11 protein-coding genes are annotated in these 16,163 nt (G+C 56.6%); 4 read left to right on the top strand and 7 right to left on the bottom strand.

Going from position 1 to position 16,163, the window contains the following annotated elements:
* The first annotated feature begins 284 nt into the window (after nt 1–284).
* The 4 genes from I5L79_RS11690 (at nt 285) to I5L79_RS11675 (ending at nt 10,052) form a co-directional block, all read left to right on the top strand.
* The gene (locus I5L79_RS11690) at nt 285–8,075 is read left to right on the top strand and encodes a T9SS type A sorting domain-containing protein (RefSeq protein ID WP_196955239.1); all 7,791 of its coding nucleotides are present in this window, start codon (nt 285–287) and stop codon (nt 8,073–8,075) included.
* 193 nt (nt 8,076–8,268) lie between these two features.
* Nucleotides 8,269–8,730: a MaoC family dehydratase gene (locus I5L79_RS11685; protein ID WP_196955238.1), complete on the top strand. Its 462-nt coding sequence runs from the start codon at nt 8,269–8,271 to the stop codon at nt 8,728–8,730.
* A 243-nt stretch (nt 8,731–8,973) separates the two neighbouring features.
* Complete coding sequence (locus tag I5L79_RS11680; RefSeq protein WP_231403057.1) at nt 8,974–9,576, top strand: RNA polymerase sigma factor; 603 nt, start codon at nt 8,974–8,976, stop codon at nt 9,574–9,576.
* Between the two features lie 98 nt (nt 9,577–9,674).
* Nucleotides 9,675–10,052, top strand: a complete 378-nt coding sequence (locus tag I5L79_RS11675; RefSeq protein WP_196955237.1) for a hypothetical protein — start codon at nt 9,675–9,677, stop codon at nt 10,050–10,052.
* Nucleotides 10,053–10,099: 47 nt separating this feature from the next.
* Here I5L79_RS11675 and I5L79_RS11670 read toward each other — a convergent pair whose 3' ends face one another.
* The 7 genes from I5L79_RS11670 to nuoF all read right to left on the bottom strand — a co-directional run bounded on the left by I5L79_RS11670 (nt 10,100) and on the right by nuoF (nt 16,149).
* Nucleotides 10,100–10,618, bottom strand: coding sequence for an STM3941 family protein (locus I5L79_RS11670; protein WP_196955236.1), 519 nt, complete (start codon nt 10,616–10,618; stop codon nt 10,100–10,102).
* Nucleotides 10,619–10,664: 46 nt separating this feature from the next.
* Nucleotides 10,665–11,240, bottom strand: coding sequence for a hypothetical protein (locus I5L79_RS11665; protein ID WP_196955235.1), 576 nt, complete (start codon nt 11,238–11,240; stop codon nt 10,665–10,667).
* A gap of 129 nt (nt 11,241–11,369) precedes the next feature.
* On the bottom strand, nt 11,370–11,882 hold the full coding sequence (locus tag I5L79_RS11660) for an NADH-quinone oxidoreductase subunit J family protein (protein WP_196955234.1): 513 nt from the start codon (nt 11,880–11,882) through the stop codon (nt 11,370–11,372).
* 47 nt (nt 11,883–11,929) lie between these two features.
* Entirely contained in the window at nt 11,930–12,499 is a 570-nt protein-coding gene (locus I5L79_RS11655) for a NuoI/complex I 23 kDa subunit family protein (protein ID WP_196955233.1), read from the bottom strand.
* A gap of 112 nt (nt 12,500–12,611) precedes the next feature.
* Nucleotides 12,612–13,694 (bottom strand): NADH-quinone oxidoreductase subunit NuoH, encoded by a 1,083-nt coding sequence (gene nuoH / locus I5L79_RS11650; protein ID WP_196955232.1) that lies wholly within the window; start codon nt 13,692–13,694, stop codon nt 12,612–12,614.
* Between the two features lie 67 nt (nt 13,695–13,761).
* Nucleotides 13,762–14,766, bottom strand: a complete 1,005-nt coding sequence (locus tag I5L79_RS11645) for a 2Fe-2S iron-sulfur cluster-binding protein (protein WP_196955231.1) — start codon at nt 14,764–14,766, stop codon at nt 13,762–13,764.
* A gap of 42 nt (nt 14,767–14,808) precedes the next feature.
* Nucleotides 14,809–16,149 (bottom strand): NADH-quinone oxidoreductase subunit NuoF, encoded by a 1,341-nt coding sequence (gene nuoF, locus I5L79_RS11640; protein WP_196955230.1) that lies wholly within the window; start codon nt 16,147–16,149, stop codon nt 14,809–14,811.
* Between the last annotated feature and the right edge of the window lie 14 nt (nt 16,150–16,163).

Genomic DNA, 16,163 nt, shown 5'->3' with positions numbered 1-16,163 from the left:
TTCCCTGGGTAGAGTAAAAGCCAGTAGGTATATATTTAGTGAAGGCAATATGAACTATGTCATCAACCTGGTAGTTAGCGAAGCCCAATTGGTGCACGCTACGTTGGGTAGTAAATGAAGGTTTATTGAATTTTCCAAGATGAGGTATAGTGATTTGAAGAACTTCAGAGCGCTTGCTTATTCTCCTGGCTAAAACCTGCACTTTTACATTGACAATTGTGCGCCAACGTGTTGTAAATCAGACGTAGTTGTACTTTTTCATTTTGCACTTTCATAACCACCCTATGAAAAAACTGCTTACTCTACTACTCCTGCTGCTCCTGAGCAGTACGGCATCCTGGGCAGCTACTACCTACTACACCTTTGTTGGGGGTGGCACCAGTGGACCATGGAATAACTCCGGCACCACTAAGACGTGGACCACTGACCCCACCGGGCAGACCATTGTTGGTTCGCCAGCCGCGGCACCGCTTTCCAGTGACGTACTGGTTATTCTGAATGGCTACACCGTCAATCTAACGGCCAGCGTCGGGACTACAGGGCATAGCATAACCATCCAGAGTGGGGGCGTGCTAGATCAGGCTACGTTTAGTTTTTCTGCCAGTAACCCGGCGCTTACACTGAGCGGAACCGGTCTGCTACGACTGAAAAGTGTAAACTTTCCCAAAAGTGCGGCTAACACTTTCGCCAGCGCCGGTTCGCTCACGGTAGAATACTACGACCTTGGCGCAAATGCTACGCTGCCAGCCATTGGCAGCTACAAAAACCTGTTGCTGACGAACAGCTCCGGCACTTCGGAGGTGTCTTTGCCGAACAATACCCCGCTCACGATTACGGGTACGCTCACGACCAGCCGCACCAACTCAGCTACCCTAACATTTGCCGCCCGTAGCAACGAGCTGACGCTGCAGGGCAATACCACCTTGGGAGCAGGTACTACGCTAACCTCAAGTGCCGCTATTACCAGCAGTGCCAGCATTACCAACAACGGCACCATTACCAGCACGAATGCTATTGAGTTTACGGGTGCAAGCAACGCTACACTGGCGGCTAATGGTGCTACTACATTCCGGAACCTTACCCTGAATAAAGGCACGAATCAGCAATATATTCTATCGGTAACGGCCAGCTCGCCCGGCAACTTCGTTCTCGACTACGACTATAATGGGTACATCGTAAATTTGCTTAACGGCACTCTGAAACTCGGTAGCAATATTACGTTGCCGCGGTTGCGGGATAATACCAATGGCCAGGCAGGGTATGAAATACCTGCTACTGCCGGTCTCTGGATCAATGGGGCAGATGTTACGCTGCCAGGCGCTGCAGGAGGAGGAAATAAGGGTATTTCCGGTGGTATGATCTGCCGGGGCCTGTTCCGTATTTCTTCTGGTAAGTTTACCAGTGAAAGGAACGATGGCGCCGTAATCGGGGATGTTGGCAGCTATATTATTGAAGGTGGCGAAGTAAAGGCGGAGAAATTCAGTCCCCGCAAAGAAGGTACTCCGGTTGGTAGCTTTTTAATGTCGGGTGGTACCTTTAGTGTAAAGGGCAGTGGCGTGCAGTTAGACAAGCAAAAGGCTTATGCGCGTTTTTCTATTCCCTTCTCCACCCAAACGTTTCAAATGAGTGGTGGTATCATCAATGTTCTTAATACAGAAGATAACGGTGGGATAGATATTGCAACCGCAGCAGGTAATTACTCTGTGACGGGGGGGACGTTCAACGTTGTTCTGCCGCCGGCCGCCGATGCTTTCCCTGGTTCAATCAATATTATATCTACCGCGCCATTCTGGGATTTAAATATCTCCGAGCCAGTGGCAGCCGCTACGACTACAGTGGCTGCGTTAACAACGCAGCCACTGGTTGTGCTCAATAACCTGACCCTGATAGGAAGTAATGATGCCACGTTGAAGGCTGATGCGGGTTCGCAGCCACAAAATGTAACCGTACAAGGCACCTTCACCATCAATACGGGGGCTATCTATTTGCCCGGAACCAACCTCACCAGCTTCACTGGCAGCAAAGACCAGACGCTGCAGATTGATGGAACTATTGGTGTCAATGGCACCCCCGATAACCGGGGGCTGTACCAGATGCTGATGGATAAAACCAACGGCACGCTTTCGTTGGCTGGTTCCGCTACCGCTTCTATGCGGGTGCGCAATACGCTCACGCTGGAGAACGGGGTGTTCAACGATGCCGGCAAAGTGCTGACGGTGTTGGGCAATGTGGTAAACTCGGCTACGCATACCAGCAGCGGTACCACTACCGGTAGCATCACACTAGGCGGCAGCACGCTGCAGACCCTGTCGGGCGACGGTACAGGTATTTTTGGCAACCTGATTATCGACAACTCTTGGGGTTCTGCCGGTGCCATATCGGTGCAGACGGCCGCTGACCAGACCATCAGCGGTAAGCTGACCCTGTTTCGGGCAAAGCTCTTCGACATTAATACACACCGCCTGTACATCACCTCGGTAAGCCAGGATGCCATTTCGAGCGGCCCCGGCGCTTTCTCCAACACTCGCATGATTCTGACTGCGGGCAACCAGTCTGATGGGGGTATCCGCAAAACCTATGGCTTGCTAACGGCTTTCGTGTTCCCGGTAGGTACCAAAGTTGGGACAACGTACTACTACACGCCCGCCAAGATTGCTCTCACAGTAGCTCCTACCAAGTATGGTAAGATTAACGTAGCGCCGGTAAATGCCGTCAACCCATTTGCCACAAACAAAAATGCAGCGTTGCAATACTACTGGAAGGTAACGGAGCACGATTTTTCCGGGCTGGTTCTGAACAAGGTAATGCATACGTATTCGGCTCCGAATGCGCTGATCTACCCCGGGAATATTGTAACCGACTATGTGCCCTCGTATTATAACCCTGCAACGGTAACCTGGAATACTCCCCCTGCAACTGCACCGGCGGTTTCCAAGGATGATGTGGTGGAAAACGCCACAACCATTGATATTAAGTTTAACGCCGTTAATATCAACGGCGAGTATACAGCGGGCTACCCGGCGGCTTTCGGCGAAATCAAAAAGTTCTATAGCCTCACTACTGGCAACTGGCACACGCCCGGCACCTGGTCGCGCGAGAGCCACACCGGTACCGCAGCTACTGAAATTCCCGGCTCCGGCAACCCTGTCTTCATTGGCAACAACCATGTGGTAACGGTTACGGCTAATGGTGCTACCTCGGGTAGCCTGCAGATTGACAAGGGCGCCGTACTGGATCTGGGGACTACTACCGGGCACAACTTCGGTTCCTTGCCTGAGGAAGTAGTACAGGGCTCCGGCACCTTGCGGATTTCCACTACTGCCGCTACAGCACCTTTCCCCGGCGGCGACTTTGCCAATTTCCTAGGTGCTCAGGGTGGTACGGTTGAGTATTACTCAACTGGTACAGATTTCACCCTACCTATGAATTCGGTTACTTCCTATTATAACTTGGTACTGAATCCAGGCTCTGGGCGCCTTATCACGTTGCCCGGGCAGAGCCTGCGGATTTACAACCACTTGTCGGCGGGCACCCGAGCTGGCTTCACCGGAACAGCACGCATGAGCGGGGCTGCCGCCGGGGACCTGGTGATAGACGGGAATATTGATGTAAAGCTCGGTAGCCTACTCTACAACACCACAGCGGTGGTGCGGAACGTAACAGTTGACGACAGCGTGAAAGTAAGCACTGCTGCTACATTCGGCTTTTCGGCCGGTACGGTAATGCACAGCCTGAAAATTGGGGGCAGCGTTATCAATAACGGTACGTTTGCGCTGGCTCCTGCCGGCGTAACCGGCAAAGTGAATGTAACCTTTACCGGCGCTACCAACCAGAAAGTAACAGGTACCAACGCTGGGGCTGCCACCACGCTGAACGCAGTAACAGTAGATAAAGGCACTTCCCGCACACCTACGCTCACCCTGGACGTAGCCGGTACCCTGACGGTACCGGATGGTTCTGACAACTGGCTGGTACTCACCAATGGTACCTTCAGCTTCGCCAAACCAGACGCCACAATTAAAGTAAATACCAACGCATACACGATTGGCAGCACGGCTGGTCTGGCTGTCAACGGCGCTGGTGCGATTATCAACTTGGCCACGGGGGCTACCACCCAACTGGATGGCCGCCTGAGTGCGCTGCAAGGTACCATCAATGTAGGCCAGAGCATAGAATACTCAGGCGCTACCCAGCCGGAAATTGTTGTGCAGGATGGTACTCTAAATGTAGCCGGTCAGATTCGCCGCCCAACGACGACAACCCAAGGCTCCCTGATATACTCACAAAGTGGGGGCGAAGTAGTTGTGAGAGGAACCACCTTCAATACCACTCGCTCTATGTTTGAGGTGCTCAACTCGGGTAGTTTCACTATGACGGGCGGCACGCTTAACGTTCAGAAAAACCTGGGTACTACCAGTGCCACGGCGGAAGTGTACCTGCATCCGGCTACCAGCACCGTAACCGGGGGCGAAGTGATTTTGGGTACGAATGGCACCAGTACATCAACACTCATTAAGCTGGATACTACTGTGCCGCTGTACAGTCTGAAGGTTGAAAACGGCACCAATACCGCTCAGCTCCTGCAGAATCCGCTCACGCTGAAAGGCAACCTCACGATTGGTAACGCTACCTCCGTGTTCGATGCCAACAGCCTGGATGTATCCGTTGCCGGCAACTTCACGAACAACAACACGGCTACCACCACAGATCTGACGACTGGAGGCTACCGGGCGCAAAGTGCCTCGCAAACGACCACACTGAACGGCTCAGGCGCTAACCAAATAGTAGCAGGTGTTGGAACTAACGTTACCAATTTCGCTAATCTGGTGGTGAACAATACCCTGTCGGGTGGAAAGGTGACGTTGGCTGCCAATTCCGCGCTGCGTGTAAATGGCCAGCTGACACTGACTAAAGGCGAACTGGCCGATGGAGGAAATACCATTTCCGTTGTCGGTAACGTGGTAAACTCCGCCAAGCACAGCGGGGCTGGGAAAGTAGCGCTCATGAACCCTACCACAACTCAAACCATTGGCGGTGACGGCACGGGTATTTTTGGTAACCTGCAGCTGACCAACAGCGCCGGCGCAACCACCCTGGCTGCCCAGCAGATAGATGGCGTACTCACGCTCACGAGCGGCAACCTGACTATTGGCTCCAACTTGTTGAAGCTGACCAACACCGCAGCAGGAGCTATTGCCGGAGGTACGTTCTCTACCTCGAAGATGATCATCACCAACGGCTCGGTGGCCGATGGAGGCGTGCAGAAATACTTCCCGGCTTCTTCGCTGCCAAGCTTCACATTCCCGGTAGGGGTAGCTGGTAAGTACACCCCGGCCTCTTATGTTCTGAATACGAACTCCGTTGCGGGCACTATTACGGTGGCTCCCGTGAACACGGCGCACCCATCTACTACCAATGCGACTAACACAACAGAGCTGAAGTACTACTGGCGAGTAAGCAGCACAGGCTTCAGCCCGAGTGCCGGTTTAGCTATCCGCCATGTGTACGAGTACGCTGCGGCCGATGCCAGTTCCGCCAATGCTTACGTGGCAGGCCGCTTCCTCATCAACAAGTGGGAGCCAACAGGTGGCATCAGCAGTACAGTGCTTGCCGGATCAAATCAGATTGCGCTGGCTAACACCACGGCTGGTACTACGGTCAACTACATTAACGGCGACTATACCGCCGGCGCAACCAGCGAATTTGGCACTGTAGCGGTGTATTACAGCCGCAATGCTGCTGCTAACATCACCACCACCGGCGCTACCTGGTCGAATGTAAACACCTGGACGCTGACTGCTGATGGCTCGGGCGCTGCAGTAGCAACTGTCCCTACAACCGGTACGCCGGTAGTTATTCTGCCAAACCATGTGGTCAATACGACTGCGGCTGGTCAGAGCGCTTCCTCGCTCACGCTGAACGGTACGCTCGACATCAGCAGCTACACCTCCAACAACTTTGGGGTGGTAACGGGTACCGGACGGTTGAAAATCAACTCCTCAACGTTCCCGGCCGGCAACTACGATGACTTCACCAGCAGCGCGGGTGGTACGGTAGAATATACCGGTCTGATTGTAACGCTGCCGCCCCGCTCCATCTACAACAACCTGGTCTTCTCGGGCTCGGGTACGGCGGCTACCAAGTCGCTCGGCAACGTGGCGCTCCAAGTGAACGGCTACATGCAGATTGAAGTGGGTAACACCGTCAACAACAACGACAATATTAACGTAACCCTGCTGAACCCGGCGCAGCCGTTTACCAACTACGGTAACGTAAACCTGGGCTCGGGTAACCTGACGCTGGCTGGAGCATTGGTGAACAACACAGGTGCCAGTCTGACGCTGGCTGGGGGCAATGCTGCCATCGGCACCACGCTTACCAACGCCGGTACCCTCACCGCCGGTAACGGCAGCGTAGCCGTAGGTACTACCCTCATCAACTCGGGAACCTACAACCATGGCGACGGAGCACTGACGGTTTCGACGGATCTGGAAAACTCGGGCGCATTCAATGCCCTCAACCAGGATGGCGCAGTGACCGTGAGCGGCAACCTGACCAACAAGAACGTGGGCACCCTGCAAGCCGGCAACGGGCCTATAGCCGTAAATGGTAACCTTACCAACGCGGGCACCTATACCGCCAACGCCAACCTTCTGACGCTTACTGGCGACTTTCTAAACCAGGGCACCTTCAACGCGGGTACCGGCACCATCAGCCTGCAGGGCAACTGGACCAACTCGGCAACCTTCACGCCGGCTAACAGCACGGTTCGTTTCCTGAGCAGCCTGGCTCGCACTCTGAGCGGCACTCAGCCTACGACGTTCTATAACCTGAACAAAGTAGGCAGCGGCTCCCTTACCATGCAGCAGAACGTGACGGTAAGCAACCTGCTCAGCCTCAACAGCGGCAACATTATCACCGGCACGAATACCCTGCGCCTTACCAACACGGGCGCGCAGCCGGTAATCGGGGAGAGCCTGGGGGCCTACATCCTGGGCAAGCTGGCTATAGTATTCCCCACCACGGCCTACGCCACCCGCTCGTTCCCGGTGGGCAACTACAATATTCGCAACGAAGACTTCTACCGCCCGGTAATCATCACGGCTCAGGGCGGCAGCAGCTTAGGGACAGAAGTCTTGGTAGAAATGGTTCAGGAGTCGGCCACGGGCCCGGTAGCTACCACCGACCCGCGCATTTCCAACCTTTCGCGGGTACGCTACTACCGCATCTTCACCCTTGCCGGGACTATCAATCAGCCCACGGTGCGCCTGAGTTTCAATACCAACCGGGAAGATGAGGAAATCAACGTGCCCAGCAACCTACGCATTGCCCGGTCCAGCGTGAGTACGCCCGCCGAATCGGGTGGCACCTGGACGAACGAGGGCGGCGCCGGGGTATTCTCGCCCGCCGCGCCGGCTGGCTACGTAACGTCCGGTGCCACCACCATCGACGGCAGTTCGCTGTTTGCGCTGGCTTCGACCAACCTGGTAGATAACCCGCTCAACAACGACCTGACTCCACTGCCGGTACAGCTGGTAGCTTTCTCGGCTAAGGCCGCGGGTGCTACGGTGCAGCTGGCTTGGGCTACGGCTTCAGAGAAAAACAGCTCCCATTTCGTAGTGGAACGCTCCCTCAACGGCCGCGACTTTGTGGCTCTGACGCAGGTAGCGGGCAATGGCACTACCACCAACTACCACACCTACGCCGCCACCGATGCCAAGCCTTTCCAGGGCCTGTCGTACTACCGGTTGCGCCAGGTAGACTTGGATGGACGTACTGCTCTGAGCTCAGCAGTAACCGTTACAGTCACGACGACGGCCAAAGCCTCGATGCAGGCGTATCCGAACCCCTCGGATGGCAGCCAGCTGCGCGTGCTGACGGTAGGCCTGCGCGGCCAGGGCACGCTGCGCATCCTCGACGGCTTCGGCCGCACGGTGCAGCAGCAGGCCATAAGCCTCACGCAGGCCCGGCAGGAACTGACGGTAACGCCCGCCGCTCGTCTGGCTGCCGGTATGTACATCATCACCGTGCAGACGCCTGACGGACTGTATTCGCAGAAGCTGGTGGTGAAGTAGCTCTGAGGCTACCCACTTCCTAAAAAGCGGCTCCCCAATTTGGGGAGCCGCTTTTTGCTTTTCAGGGCCTTTAGCCACTTCGATTATTCTTATTACGCACGGCCGCTATTGGAAGGTGTGTTCGTACACATTCCTATCGGCGGCTAACGCGTACCTTCGCCGCTCGCACCTTTGTTCGCCAATTCCCTCCCGTATGAGCCTTACCATCGGCAGCCTCCCGGAACTGCAACAGTACGAAACCCAGGAACTGGGCACCTCCGCCTGGCACACCATCACCCAGGAGCAGATCAACCATTTTGCGGCCGCCACGCTCGATTTTCAGTGGATTCACCTGGACGCGGACCGTGCCGCGGCTGAGTCACCGTTTGGGGGCACCATTGCACACGGCTACCTCACCGTGGCGCTGCTGCCTTACCTCTGGAACCAGATTGTGACGATTGAGAACCTGAAAATGCAGGTGAACTACGAAATTGAAGCCCTGCGCTTCAACAAGGCCGTGCTGGTAAACAGCGAAGTGCGGCTGAAAGCCAGGCTACTATCGGTGAAAGACCTGCGCGGCATTGCCAAAGCCCGCATTGAGGTAACCCTGGAAATCAACGGCAGCCGCAAGCCGGCCTACACTGGCATCATCACCTTTCTATATCATTTTCAGTAAGGCAGCGCGCCGTTTCGAAAGGGACTTACGCCCCTTCTAAGCGCATCTAAGCCGCTTCTAAGGGCCTTTACGCCACCTCGAAGAGCCTTCACGCCGTTTCTACGGGCATTTACGCCTCTTATAAGCGCTTTTGCGCCGTTTCTATGAGTCTTTACGCTGCCGTAAGCGGAGGGGCGCAGGGCGGCTGGAATATTTTCGGCGCCGCTAAAATATATTGCCGGCTGGCGCGTCTGCGTCAGTAGAATGGAAACCATTGCTTTACCCCTCGATGCTTCGCTGATGACGGCCGGCCACCAGGACCTGCAGATACAGGAAGCCGTGCGCACCCAGCGTAAGCGCTTGCTGGCGTTTATTCGTCGCCGCATTCCCGATGAAGCGGAGGCCGAAGACGTGCTGCAGGACGTGTTTGCCGAACTGGTAGAAAGCTACCGGATGCTGAAGCCCGTAGAGCAGGCCGCTGCCTGGCTTTTTCGGGTAGCCCGCAACAAAATCACGGACCTGTACCGGCGCAAGCGCACCACCTCGCTGGAAGCGGAAATAGCCGCATACTCCGACGACGAAGAAAATTCCCTGCTGCTGGCTGACCTGCTGCCCGCCACCGACGATGCGCCGGAAAACCGCCTGCTGCGCGAAACGCTGATGGAAACCCTCAGCGACGCCCTGGCTGAACTGCCGGCCGCTCAGCGGCAAGTGTTCATCTGGCATGAATTGGAGGATAAGACCTTCCGCGAAATGGAAGAGGAAACCGGCGTCCCGCTCAAAACCCTCATTTCGCGTAAGCACTACGCCGTGCAGCACCTGCGCAAACGCCTCCAGACGCTCTACACCGAGCTATTTACGGATTGAGTTGCCAAGCGAGAGTTGTCAGTTGCCAGTATCATTGATACAGCCAAGCTGCCGGCTCTTACTACCTGACAACTATCAACTGATAACCAACAACAAAAATGAACCGCTCCTTCTGGCTGCTGCGCGGCCTCAAATTCGTACTTTTTGCCGTTTTGTTTGTGGCCGTGGCGGGCTACGTCACCATGCGCCTGTGGAACTGGCTGCTGCCCGACTTGTTCAATCTGCCGCTTATCAGCATCTGGCAGGCGCTGGGCCTGCTCGTGCTTTCCCGCATCCTGTTCGGGGGCTGGGGCGGGCGCAAGGGCCGCGGGGGCTGGGCACGGCACCGCCGGGAGTGGAAGCAGAAAGTGGAGGCCCGCATGGCCGGCCTCACGCCCGAAGAGCAGGAGAAATTCCGCCAGAAAATGGCGGGTGCCTGCGGACCGGCCTGGATGCGCCGCCGGGCGGCAGACCCTAGTCAGTCGGCTTCCTTATAACGCTTGATACTACTGCGGCCTCTGAGAAATCGGGGGCCGCGGTGGTATTAAGCGTTATACTGCGCCAGCAGGTTTGCGCGGTCGGGGCGCTCTACCTGGGTCATGGCAAGCAGGAACTGGGTGAAGCGTACTTCGTTGATCTGAATCATGCCCAGCGGGATATTCAGCTCCTGAAACCCGAGGGACTTTGCCAACTGGGCCATGGACTGGGCCACGGCGCCCTGGGTGCGGGAGGGCTCAAACTCCTGCGGCACCACCAGGCACAGAATTTTCTGCCCATGCACTTCCATCAGGTAAGCATCCTGAATTATATCCCAGTTGATAAAGCCCTTGTAAGTGGTGCGGTCGAAAATGCCTACTTCGTTGATGATGATCTGCGGGCGCCGGTCGAGTAGCTGAAAAATGCCCACGGGAATGCCCAGCCCAAAGAACCCCACGCAGGCCCACGCCATCAGGCGCGACGTATCCGGCTGCTGCAACAGCCACACGCCCGCCGCCACAAAGGCCCCGCTGCCCAGCAGCAGCTTCACGGCCCGCCAAGGAGATTTATACAGCTTGATTTCCATGCCCAAACATAAAAAACGGCGGTGAAACCGAGGCAGTAACTGCTTTCTACAGCAAGTAGTGTGTGGTCAATATAATGGCGTAAAGCCAGGAGGTATATACTATCGTGTAGGTAAATGCATAGCGCAGGCTTGGGGCAAGCCTTCCCCGGCATTCGCGCCCATGACGCAGCGCAAACCGAAGTGCCCGGAAGAAAATCCAGTAAAGCATAGCGGACAGTACCATAAAAACAACCCAGGCTACGGCCGCAAAAACCCAGAGCAACACCACGGCAATAGCTGCTACCAGCAGCCACGCCAAAATGCCGAGGATGATAGCGCCGCATCCTTCACCCGCATCAAAATCCAGATCTAAACTCCCTGTATCTAATTCGGTTATCTGGTCGGGGAAAGGCATGCGCCGGATGTGTTCCTGCAGATTGCCAAAATCGTCGTGAACCCAGACTCCCTGAAACAGGCTTACCGTCAGGAATGACCCAAATGCTACCGACAGGATGGTAAGCGTAATGAGTGATTCTTTGAACAGGCTCCACTCTTGCCGCAAACCCAAAAACCATACGACTAGAATAGTGGCTGTGGCAATGAACAGAGTATAGAAGAACGGTCTTCTAGCCGGAAGCTTCATAGTTGTTACTGCTACAATGAAGGCGAATGCATAAGAATTTACAGGATGTTGGTTGCAAGTACATAAAAAAACGCGGCGACTGATGCTTCAGCCGCCGCGTTTCATTTCTGCTGATAGCAGCAGTGGAAGCTAGAAATTCCGTTCGCCGGTTTCGCGCTTGCCCAGCATCACGGCGCCGACCATAGCCACCAGAAACAGCACGGAGGCCAGCTCGAAGGGCAGCAGGAAGTCGGTGTACAGCCTCATGCCCAGCTGGTCTACCATCCCGATCTGGGAGTTGAACGCCGTGCCGGCCGGTACTCCGGTGGGCCGCACGTCTTTCAGGGCCGCTACCAGGATGAGCAGCAGGGAGCCACCGGCTACCGCTGCGGCAATTTTGGCCAGGGCCGGCTTGTGCGGTTCCGTGTCCACGTTCAGGTTCAGGAACATAATCACGAACAAGAAGAGAACCATGATGGCCCCCGCATACACGATGATGTTCACGGCCGCCAGAAACTGCGCGTTCAGCAGCAGGTAATGCCCGGAGAGGGAAAAGAACGTCAGGATCAGGAACAGCACGCTGTGAACCGGGTTTTTGGCAAACACCACGCCCAGCGCGCTCAGCAGCGCCACAAACGACAGAAACAGGAAAAGAGGAGACATGGGGAGAAGTTAATTTTGTTGCGCTATGCAGAGCAACACAAGTATCATTATGCCTGCTGCAGCTTGCCGCGCAACGTATCGGCCTGCTCGGGCGTGAGCTGAATGCCGCGGACGGAACGCTCGTCCGGCGACACGGGCTCTACCAGCCGGTCCTTGCCGTAGATGAACTCGTCCCGCTCGAAGCGCGGCGGGGCCATCTTGTCGGCCTGGAGGTAAACGGCGGCTTTCGGGCAGGCTTCTTCGCAGAGGCCGCAGAAGATGCAGCGCAGCATGTTGATTTCGTAGCTGACGGCGTACTTCTCCTCGCGGTAGAGGCCTTCTTCGCCCTTTTTCCGCTCACCGGCTACCATCGTAATAGCTTCGGCGGGGCAGGCCACGGCGCAGAGGCCGCAAGCGGTGCACCGCTCCCGGCCCTGCTCGTCGCGCTTAAGCACGTGCAGGCCGCGGAAGATGGGGGAGAAGGGGCGCACTTCCTCGGGGTAGCGCACGGTGGCCTTCTTCATGAAGAAGTGGCGCATCGTGATGCTGAGGCCCTGGAAGATGGCCGGCAGGTAAGCCCGCTCGGCCAGCGTCATCGGCTTCTTCTCTAGTTTCTTGGCTCGGTTGGTGAGTTGCATAAGAGTAGTCGGATTCGGCTAGCTGTAGCGCAAACTTGGTGTTTTGCCCTATAGCCAGCCGATGTGACGATTATCGTTGGAAGCGCGGGCTAAAAAGCTCGCGCTTGAAGCTTTATTGAATCACCCCAAACAGGATGAGGCCGCCGGTGAGCAGGATGTTGAACACGGCCAGCGGGATGAGAATGGTCCAGCCCAGGCGCATCAACTGGTCGTAGCGGAAGCGCGGCAGCGTCCAGCGCACCCACATGAAAAAGAAGATGAAAGCAAAAATCTTGGCGAACAGGCCCACGGTGCCCAGGATGGTAATCAGGTTCTGGGCCGAGGCCAGCGTCCAGTCGTGGTTGCTCACGAGCCAGTCGCGCAGCTCGTACTGGTAGGGGAAGTTGAAGCCACCGAAGTACAGCACGCTCATCACGGCCGACACCACGAAGATGTTCACGTATTCCGAAAACAGGTACAGGCCCAGCTTCATCGATGAATACTCGGTGTGGTAGCCCCCCACCAGCTCGGTTTCGCACTCGGGCAGGTCGAAAGGGGTGCGGTTGGTTTCGGCGAAGGCGCACACCAGGAAGATGATGAAGCCCAGCGGCTGCTTGACGATGTTCCAGAACTGCCACTCGCCGGCTACCGACTGCTGCAGCGTGATTTCGCGCAGGCTAAGCGTGCCCGACATCATGAGCACGGCAATCAGCGCCATGCCCATAGCCAGCTCGTAGCTGATGTTCTGGGAAGCCGCGCGCACGGCACCTAGCAGCGAGAACTTGTTGTTGGAAGCCCACCCGCCAATCATAACGCCATACACACCCAGCGACACCACGCCGAAAATCCAGAGCATGCCGATGTTTACTTCAATGCCCTGCAGGAAGAAGGCGTTGTTGCCGAAGCTCATGTTGTTGCCGAACGGAATTACCGCCGACGACATAAGAGCCGTAATCATGGCCAGGCAGGGACCAAACACGAACAGCGCCTTGTTGGCCCCGCCGGGGAAGAACTCTTCTTTCGTGAACATCTTCACGGCATCGGCCAGGGGCTGCAGCAGGCCGTAGGGGCCGGCGCGGTCGGGGCCCACGCGGTCCTGCAGGAAGGCCGCAATTACGCGCTCCGCGTAGGTGCAGTAGGTGGCAATCAGCAGTGAAAGCGCAAATACAACGAAGATGACAATGGATTGCCAGCCGAGGGCGGGTAGTTCTAGCATTCTTTTAAGCTGTTAGCCTTGAGGACGTCTGTCATGCTTCGGCAAGCTCAGCATGACGTTCTTTGGTTTAGCTACCGAGTTTCAGTGGCGGGTTTTGCTGCAGGTCGCGCACGGTGCTTTCGGGCAGGTCGGCTACCACCGACTGGTTGAGCACGGGTAGCTCGTAGTGGTTGGCCGAAATTACCGAAGAACGGTCGATATGGGCCGGGCCTTCGATAACCCAATCCGAGGTTTCCTTTTTCTCGAAGCGGCACTCGTTGCAGATCCACTCTTTCACCTCGCCGTACTGGTCTTTGCGGGCCGTGGTACGCAGCACATCTTTGCCTTTGTACCACAGTACCACGTTGCCGGCGCACTTGGGGCAGTCACGGTGGGCATTCATGGGTTTGGTGAACCACACGCGCTGCTTAAAGCGGAAGGTCTTGTCCGTCAGAGCACCTACCGGGCACACGTCAATCACGTTGCCGGAGAAGTCGTTGTCGATGATATTCTCGATGTAGGTGCCGATTTCAGCCGCGTCGCCTCGGCCCAGCACGCCGTGCACCCGGTCGCCCTTGGCAATCTGGTCGGCGGTGTACACACAGCGGTAACACAGAATACAGCGCGTCATGTGTAGCTGAATCAGCGGCCCGATGTCGATTTTCTCGAAGGTGCGGCGCTCTTCCTGGTAGCGGGTAGTGCTCACACCGTGCTCGAAGGCAAAGTTCTGCAGGTCACACTCGCCGGCCTGGTCACACACGGGGCAGTCCAGCGGGTGGTTGATAAGCAGCATTTCCACGATGCCCTTACGCACGTTCAGCACCTGCTCGGAAGTCGTGTTTTCGACCACCATGCCGTCCTGCACTGGCGTTACGCACGAGGCCACCAGCTTGGGCATAGGGCGCGGGTCTTTGGCCGAGCCAGCCGCTACGCGCACGAGGCAGGCGCGGCACTTACCACCCGAGCCTTTCAGCGGGGTGTAGTAGCACATGGCCGGAGGAACGATGCTGCCCCCAATCTGGCGGGCTGCATTCAGGATAGTGGTTCCGTCCGGAACTTCTACCTCAACGCCATCAAAGGTTATTTTAGCCATTATTCAGAGCTTCCGAAAGGGGGAAGTGAAGTCGTTAAGAAATTAAGCCAGTACCGCGCTGGGCCGATACACTGCACCGGGTTGGGCAGCTTCCTTGGCGTGGGTCACGTGCCACTCAAACTCATGGCGGAAGTGGCGCACGGCGGCAGCCACCGGCCAAGCAGCTGCCTCGCCCAACGGGCAAATGGTATTGCCTTCGATTTGCTTGGCTACGCTTACCAGCAGGTCGATGTCTTCCATGTGGCCGTGGCCGTGCTCGAGGCGGTGCAGCACTTTCTCCAGCCAGCCCGTACCCTCGCGGCAGGGCGAGCATTGCCCGCACGACTCGTGGTGGTAGAAGCGGGAGAAGTTCCAGGTGTTGCGCACGATGCAGGTTGTCTCATCCATGGCAATGAAGCCACCCGAGCCCAGCATGGTGCCCGTTACAAACCCACCATCCGACAATGACTCATAGGTCATCAGGCGGTTTTCGCCGGCGGCCGTTTTCAGAATCAGCTCGGTGGGCAGAATGGGTACGGAGGAGCCGCCCGCCACTACGGCTTTCAACTGCCGGCCTTTCCAGATGCCGCCGCAGTACTCGTCGGAGTAAATAAACTCCTCCACGGGTACGCCCAGCTCGATTTCGTAGATACCCGGCTTGTTGAGGTGGCCGCAAGCGGAAATCAGCTTGGTGCCCGTGCTCCGGCCCACGCCAATCTTGGCATATTCGTCGCCACCTTCGTTGATGATGGGCACCACGGCCGCAATGGACTCCACGTTGTTTACTACCGTAGGACGGGCATACAGGCCCTGCACGGCCGGAAATGGAGGCTTGTTGCGCGGGTTGCCCCGCTTGCCTTCCAAGGATTCCAGCAAGGCTGTTTCCTCCCCGCAGATGTAAGCGCCACCGCCCGGATGCACGTGCAGGTCCAGGTCGTAGCCCGAGCCGAGAATGTTCTTGCCCAGGAATCCGTTGGCGTACGCTTCGGCAATAGCTTTTTCCAGGATGCGCAGCACGTACAACAACTCACCGCGGATATAGATGTACGAGGTGTTGGCGCCCAGCGCGTACGAGCTCGTAATCATACCCTCAATGAGCAGGTGGGGTAGCTTTGACATCAGCTGACGGTCCTTGAAGGTGCCCGGCTCCGATTCGTCGGCGTTGCACACCAAGTAGCGTGGCACACCTTCCGGCTTGGCCAGAAAGCTCCACTTCATGCCCGTGGGGAAGCCAGCGCCGCCGCGGCCGCGCAGGCCCGACTTCTTCACTTCTTCCACCACCTCGTCGGGCGTCATCGTTTTGATGGCCTTTTCCACCGAGCGGTAGCCGCCGTGCTTGCGGTATACCTCAAAGGTATCGATGCCTTCAACGTTAATATGTTCGGTCAGCAGTTTGCGTCCCATAGGTTCAGAGCTGA

Origin of the sequence: Hymenobacter guriensis (assembly GCF_015773195.1) — a bacterium.
In the GTDB taxonomy this organism is placed as follows: Bacteria; Bacteroidota; Bacteroidia; order Cytophagales; family Hymenobacteraceae; genus Hymenobacter; species Hymenobacter guriensis.
This window is presented reverse-complemented; position numbering and strand designations above follow the sequence as displayed.

Coding starts and splice junctions, on each gene's coding strand:
- I5L79_RS11690 (WP_196955239.1), top strand. CDS start 285: ATGAAAAAACTGCTTACTCTACTACTCCTGCTGCTCCTGAGCAGTACG.
- I5L79_RS11685 (WP_196955238.1), top strand. CDS start 8,269: ATGAGCCTTACCATCGGCAGCCTCCCGGAACTGCAACAGTACGAAACC.
- I5L79_RS11680 (WP_231403057.1), top strand. CDS start 8,974: ATGGAAACCATTGCTTTACCCCTCGATGCTTCGCTGATGACGGCCGGC.
- I5L79_RS11675 (WP_196955237.1), top strand. CDS start 9,675: ATGAACCGCTCCTTCTGGCTGCTGCGCGGCCTCAAATTCGTACTTTTT.
- I5L79_RS11670 (WP_196955236.1), bottom strand. CDS start 10,618: ATGGAAATCAAGCTGTATAAATCTCCTTGGCGGGCCGTGAAGCTGCTG.
- I5L79_RS11665 (WP_196955235.1), bottom strand. CDS start 11,240: ATGAAGCTTCCGGCTAGAAGACCGTTCTTCTATACTCTGTTCATTGCC.
- I5L79_RS11660 (WP_196955234.1), bottom strand. CDS start 11,882: ATGTCTCCTCTTTTCCTGTTTCTGTCGTTTGTGGCGCTGCTGAGCGCG.
- I5L79_RS11655 (WP_196955233.1), bottom strand. CDS start 12,499: ATGCAACTCACCAACCGAGCCAAGAAACTAGAGAAGAAGCCGATGACG.
- nuoH (WP_196955232.1), bottom strand. CDS start 13,694: ATGCTAGAACTACCCGCCCTCGGCTGGCAATCCATTGTCATCTTCGTT.
- I5L79_RS11645 (WP_196955231.1), bottom strand. CDS start 14,766: ATGGCTAAAATAACCTTTGATGGCGTTGAGGTAGAAGTTCCGGACGGA.
- nuoF (WP_196955230.1), bottom strand. CDS start 16,149: ATGGGACGCAAACTGCTGACCGAACATATTAACGTTGAAGGCATCGAT.